Raw genomic sequence first — 3,612 nt, 5'->3', positions numbered from 1 at the left:
TGGCCCGCCACGTCGACGACTACGAGGACGAATGGGCCGCGGTGCTGCGCGACCCGGTGCGGCTGCGCCAGTTCTCCTCCTTCGTCAACGCCCCCGAGGCCGCAGACCCCACGCTCGCGTACGTCACCGAGCGTGGTCAGCGCCGCCCCGCGACCGCCGCCGAGCGCGCCGCCGGCGGCACGGCATCCGGACCCGTCCTCATCGCCCCGACCACCCTGGAGGTTCGCTCATGACTGCCGTCGCAGACCGCCTGACCCGTGTGCACATCTGCTCGTACGACGACCTCACACCCGAGCTCGGCGTCGCCGCGCTCGTCGGCGGCGAGCAGGTCGCCGTCTTCCGCCTCGCCGATGGCAGGGTGTTCGCCGTGTCGAACCTGTGCCCGTTCTCCGGGGCCGCGGTGATCTCCCGGGGCATCACCGGCTCCCGCGGGGACGTACCGACGATCTCGTCGCCCGTCTACAAGCAGGTCTTCTCCCTGGTGGACGGTCGGTGCCTGGACACCGTGGACAAGTCTCCGCTGCCAGGTCATGGACCGGACTTGGTGGTACACACCGTGAGCGTTGACGATGGTCGGGTGACCATCGACCTCTTGGGTTCCTAGGTGACGACGCTCGTCGGCCTGGACCTCACCGGACGCCGCGTCGTCGTCGTCGGCGCCGGTGTCGTCGGCACGCGCCGCGCCCGCCGGCTGATCGAGGACGGTGCACGCGTCGTGCTCGTCGACCCGAGCCCGAGCGAGGACGCCCGGCGGATGGCCAGCCACGGCGACGTCGAGGTCGTGGAGCGGGCCGTGGTGGCCTCGGACCTCGACGGGGCCTGGCTCGTGGTCGCCGCGACGGCCGACCCCGCCCTGAACGCCGAGGTCGCCCGGTGGTGCCTGGCGGGCCGGACGTGGTGCGTCAACGCCTCCGGCTTCCGCGCTGGAACGGCCCGTGTGGCGGCGTCGAGCACCCACGGCGACCTCACCGTCGGCGTGGTGTCCGCTGGCGACCCCGACCCCCGTCGGGTCGCGACCGTGCGCGACGCCCTGGCGTCCCACGTGGAGTCGGGTGCGGTCGACCTGCGGCGCCGACGCAAGCGGCGGGGGAGGGTCGTGCTCGTCGGCAGCGGCCCCGGTGACCCGGGCCTGGTGCCGGTGGCCGGCCTCGAGGCGCTCGCCACCGCCGACGTCGTGGTCACCGACCGGCTCGGCGCCACGGCGCTGCTCGACCGGCTGCCCGCCGACGTCGAGATCGTCAACGTCGGCAAGAGCCCGACCAACCACCCGGTGCCGCAGGCCGAGATCAACGCGATCCTCGTCGACCGAGCGCTCCGCGGCCTGACCGTCGTGCGCTTCAAGGGCGGCGACCCGTACGTCTTCGGCCGCGGGGGCGAGGAGGTGCACGCCTGTCGGCGGGCCGGCGTGGAGGTCTCCGTGGTGCCCGGCATCACCTCCGCGTTCAGCGTGCCGGCGCTGGCCGGCATCCCGGTCACGCAGCGGGGCGTCGCCACCTCGGTGCACGTCACGTCAGGGCACGTCGGGGCGGATGCCGCGGCGCTGGCCGCGCTCGCGGCCGGCGCCACCGTCGTCTTCCTCATGGGTGTCTCCGCCCTGCCGGGCATCTGCGCCGCGGCGCTCGAGCAGGGTGTGGCTGCCGACCTGCCGGTCGCGATGATCGAGCAGGGGTCGACCGCCACCGAGCGGGTGACCCGTGCGACCGTCGGCACCGCGGCGCAGGTCGCGAGCACGGCGGGTGTCAGGGCCCCGGCGATCATCGTCATGGGTCGGGTCGCCGCACCTGGGTTCCTCGACGACCCCGTGTGCGCGACGACGGGGGTGTCCGACGATGACTGAGCCGGTGCGCACGACGAACGTCCCGGTCACCGGGCCGGCCCTTGCCGGCTGCGTCATCGCGGTGACCGCGGACCGCCGGTTCAAGGAGCTCGCCAACGCCCTCGAACGCCGCGGAGCGAGCGTCGAGCACGCCCCGGCGCTCGTCGTCGTGCCCAACCTCGACGACGAGAGCCTCGTGGAGCACACGCGGGTGATCATCGCCGACCCGCCGGACGTCGTCGTCGCCACCACCGGGATCGGCTTTCGCGGCTGGATCGAGGCGGCGGATGCCGCTGGGCTGGCCGAGGACCTGCTCGACGTCTTCGCGGCTGCCCGCCTCATCGCTCGGGGTCCCAAGGCTCGTGGCGCCATCGAGGCCGCCGGGCTGACGGCCGACTGGGTGGCCCAGTCGGAGACCGCCGCCGAGATCGAGGAGTTCCTGCTCGCCGAGGGGGTGGACGGGCTGCGGATCGCCGTGCAGCACCACGGGAGCGGTGCCGACGGTCTCGACGAGGCCTTCGCGGCGGGTGGTGCCGTGGTGAACAGCGTCGTCGTCTACAGCTGGGGTGCCTCGGATCCCGAGGTGCTCGCGGCCTCGGTGGCGCGCACGGCGGACGGCCTGCACGACGCCGTCGTCTTCACGTCGGCGCCGGGCGTGCACGCCTGGCTCGACACGGCATCCGCCGCTCAGCTCGACGCGATCCGCGCGCACAACGTGAGCGGACGTCTCGTGCTCGCCACGGTGGGGCCGATCACGGCAGCCCCGCTGTCGGCAGCCGGGATGGTTCCGCTCGTCCCGGGCCGTTGGCGACTCGGGGCGGTGGTGCGTGAGCTCGTGACCCACTACGCGCTGCAGCCCACGCTCGAGACGGTGGCCGGACCGCTCGCCGTGCGCGCCCGCGGGGCCGTGCTCGACGGTCGGGCGCTCTCCCTGACGCCCGCGGGGGCCAGCATCCTCGCCGAGCTCGCTCGCGCCGAGGGGGCGGTCGTCCCGCGCGAGCGGCTGCAGGCCCTGCTCCCCGGCGGGTCCAGCGACGGCCACGCCGTCGAGACGGCCATGGCCCGGCTGCGCGAGTCCTGCGGGTCCAAGGACGTCGTGCGCACCGTGGTCAAGCGCGGGTACGCCCTGGCCCTGGCGCCGCCGTCGTGAGCGCGGCGCTCGTCGTCTGCGCGCACGGCACCCGAGACCCCGCGGGTCGCGCGACGATCTCGGCGGTCGTCGCTGCGGTGGCCGCGCGACTTCCCGACGTGCGGGTGCTCGAGGCCTACGTCGACGTGCACGGCCCGGACGTCGTCGAGGTCGTGGACGGGCTGCCGGAGGGGGAGGGTGGCGTCGTGGTGCCGCTGCTGCTCGCTGGTGGCTACCACGTGCACGTCGACATCGCACAGGCCGTTGCCGCTCGCCCCGACGTGCTCGCCACGGCCGCGCTCGGGCCCGACGAGCGACTCGTCGACATCGTGCTCGACCGCCTGCGCGCGGCCGGGGCCAACCCGGGGATGCCGGTCGTGCTCGTGCCGGCCGGTTCCAGTGACGCGCGCGCCCAGGCCGACAGCGCCGTCGTCGTCGAGGCACTGGCCCGGCGATGGAGCGGCCCGGTGTCCCTCGGGTTCGCAGCGGGCCCGCAGCCCTCCGCCGCGGATGCCGTGGCCCTGGCTCGCGGGTCGAGCCGCGGTCCGGTGGCCCTGGCCTCGTACCTGCTCGCGCCCGGCTTCTTCCAGCGGCGGCTCGAGGAGGCCGGCGCCGACGTCGTCACCGGCCCGCTCGCCCCCGACGACCGGCTCGTGGACATCGTCGT

At 74.8% G+C, this 3,612-nt stretch carries 5 protein-coding genes; all 5 read left to right on the top strand.

Annotated features, from left to right (window positions below; translation table 11 throughout):
• Positions 1 to 233: hypothetical protein (locus PKY62_RS12690; RefSeq protein WP_324537512.1), on the top strand; the 233-nt coding region annotated here is incomplete at its 5' end.
• Positions 230 to 604 (top strand): nitrite reductase small subunit NirD, encoded by a 375-nt coding sequence (gene nirD / locus PKY62_RS12685; RefSeq protein ID WP_324537510.1) that lies wholly within the window; start codon positions 230 to 232, stop codon positions 602 to 604. The genes PKY62_RS12690 and nirD, both read left to right, overlap by 4 nt.
• Positions 605 to 1,837 (top strand): uroporphyrinogen-III C-methyltransferase, encoded by a 1,233-nt coding sequence (gene cobA / locus PKY62_RS12680; RefSeq protein ID WP_324537508.1) that lies wholly within the window; start codon positions 605 to 607, stop codon positions 1,835 to 1,837. It begins immediately after the preceding gene.
• Positions 1,830 to 2,966, top strand: coding sequence for a uroporphyrinogen-III synthase (locus tag PKY62_RS12675; protein ID WP_324537506.1), 1,137 nt, complete (start codon positions 1,830 to 1,832; stop codon positions 2,964 to 2,966). The genes cobA and PKY62_RS12675 overlap by 8 nt, the downstream gene beginning before the upstream one ends.
• A partial coding sequence (locus tag PKY62_RS12670) for a sirohydrochlorin chelatase (protein WP_324537504.1) occupies positions 2,963 to 3,612 on the top strand: 650 nt, incomplete at its 3' end. The genes PKY62_RS12675 and PKY62_RS12670, both read left to right, overlap by 4 nt.

The sequence above is a fragment of the Actinotalea sp. genome (assembly GCF_035443605.1).
Taxonomy (GTDB): Bacteria; Actinomycetota; Actinomycetes; order Actinomycetales; family Cellulomonadaceae; genus Actinotalea.
Note: the sequence above shows the minus strand (reverse complement) of the source record. Positions and strands in the feature narration are given on the sequence as shown.

Coding starts and splice junctions, on each gene's coding strand:
- nirD (WP_324537510.1), top strand. CDS start 230: ATGACTGCCGTCGCAGACCGCCTGACCCGTGTGCACATCTGCTCGTAC.
- PKY62_RS12675 (WP_324537506.1), top strand. CDS start 1,830: ATGACTGAGCCGGTGCGCACGACGAACGTCCCGGTCACCGGGCCGGCC.